The organism is Oleiphilus sp. HI0123 (assembly GCF_001635315.1).
On record NZ_LWGE01001815.1, the window covers coordinates 1 to 551 of the forward strand.

The following is a 551-nucleotide window of genomic DNA, read 5'->3' on the forward strand; positions in this document are numbered from 1 at the left end:
ATGAATTCACATGAATCTGATGGAATGTGGAAGCTCTATGGCCATATAGAGGAAGCTGTAGCGATCAAAACTAAAGCTATTAAATTGCTCAGAGCTATCCATCGTGATTATGGCCTATTTATAGGTAAAGTATTCTACGTCGACTATGACAATGACTTGGGTTTCCCTCCAGTTCCAAGTCCAGTAGAACCTTTTTTTTACAAGCGCAAATCTTTTGAACATGAAAAAGAAGTTAGGGTCTTGATTCAACAACTTTTTGAACCACACTATGGAAGAGAACCATTAAGCGAATACGGACGAAATCTGTCAGTTGACTTGGAGCTATTAATCGAAGAAATAGTAATTGCCCCGTTTGCTCCAGCTTGGCTGTTTGAACTGATGCAATCAGTTGTTAAGCGATATGGTCTGGACCCAAGTTTGGTTAAGAGGTCGGTATTGAACGAAGCACCTAGTTTTCCTGCATAGCTTCATTAATAATGCTCTTTTAACTATAGACTTGCTATAACCTCAGCACGACTGTTGAGGTTAAACAGCTTTAAAATTGCAGATAC

General features: G+C 39.0%; 1 pseudogene. It reads left to right on the forward strand.

Going from position 1 to position 551, the window contains the following annotated elements:
• A pseudogene (locus A3761_RS28205) lies at positions 1-465 on the forward strand (hypothetical protein); the annotation flags it as partial.
• Positions 466-551: the final 86 nt, after the last annotated feature.